Here is a 1,019-nt window from a genome sequence, read left to right as displayed (position 1 = left end):
GGTCGAGGTCCTTGATGATGAGCGGACTTCTACCACCGCGATCTTCAAAGGACCTCCTGTTGACTTCTTACCGTGACGGATCATGGGGCAGCCACACACAGAGCACGATGCAGTATTCACAGGAACGAGGCAAACACGACCAACTGAAAGAGTGACTTTCCCGCACCAGAAAGCCGAAAAGTCACCCAACCAGCAACACGTAGTGTCCTATAACCCAGAAAGAAAGCTCTCCCTGGAAGCCACTGAGGCTTCCAGGGAGAGCAGTCAGAGAGTGCGAAAGACGAATACACCGCTATCAAGCGTGAGGCGGCCGATGGGGGAGTCGTAGGTGGCGAGCGCCGGATCAGAATTGCTCGGGGTGATCGCGGTAGGCATACGCCCACACTGTCACGGCGACAGTCACAGCGCGAGTCCACGCGTCACGGACAGCGTCCAGTTCTGCGCCCTCGAAGCCCTCCGCCAGGAGACGGTGCCCGACCTCCACAGTCGGCGCGATGAAGGCGAGCACGTAGCGCAGAGGCACGAATGGCGTCGAGTCCGCCCCATCCGCCGCGTTCTTCGCCGCGGTCATGTGTCGAGCTCCAATCAGGTACTGGTAGTCCAACCACGCCTGATCCCGCTCGCGCGTGCACATGTCGATGATCCACTGGGCGAATCGGGGCTTTGACGCCTGCGCGTACTCGGGGTTCGGCTGTCCATCCGGATGCGCGGAATGTGCTGCCAGGTAGGTCTTTTGAGCCAAAATCCCGCGCCACGTGTCGACCATTTCCATGGCATGCGGCGCCAGGATGGGTTCTGCTCGCGCGAGCAGCTCTGCGTCACCGGGCTGGACGTGCGCGGCGGCCTCAATCTGGCGTAGATCCTCGAGTGTGAGCGGAGACGTGGGGACGGCATCGGTGCCGTAGGTGTACCCCGACGAGTGGTCGTAAGCGGTCATGCGAACCCCCTTGAACTTATGCGTCAATTGTAGAACGTGCTCTTGCTCAGGTCAAGTCCTGTGGAGTGGTGTAATCGTTTTG

Annotated in this window: 1 protein-coding gene; it reads right to left on the bottom strand. The window is 60.3% G+C overall.

Annotated elements, in window-relative coordinates; all coding sequences use genetic code 11:
* Positions 1-343: 343 nt before the first annotated feature.
* On the bottom strand, positions 344-937 hold the full coding sequence (locus HMPREF2528_RS01840) for a protoglobin domain-containing protein (RefSeq protein WP_005505324.1): 594 nt from the start codon (positions 935-937) through the stop codon (positions 344-346).
* Positions 938-1,019: the final 82 nt, after the last annotated feature.

Origin of the sequence: Rothia sp. HMSC078H08, from assembly GCF_001808955.1 — a bacterium.
Lineage (GTDB): Bacteria > Actinomycetota > Actinomycetes > Actinomycetales > Micrococcaceae > Rothia.
The sequence above is the reverse complement of the archived record's forward strand: the minus strand, read 5'-3'. Positions and strand labels throughout refer to the sequence as shown.

What these genes read in the sequence shown, in the direction of transcription:
- HMPREF2528_RS01840 (WP_005505324.1), bottom strand. Translation starts at nt 937, where the DNA reads ATGACCGCTTACGACCACTCGTCGGGGTACACCTACGGCACCGATGCC.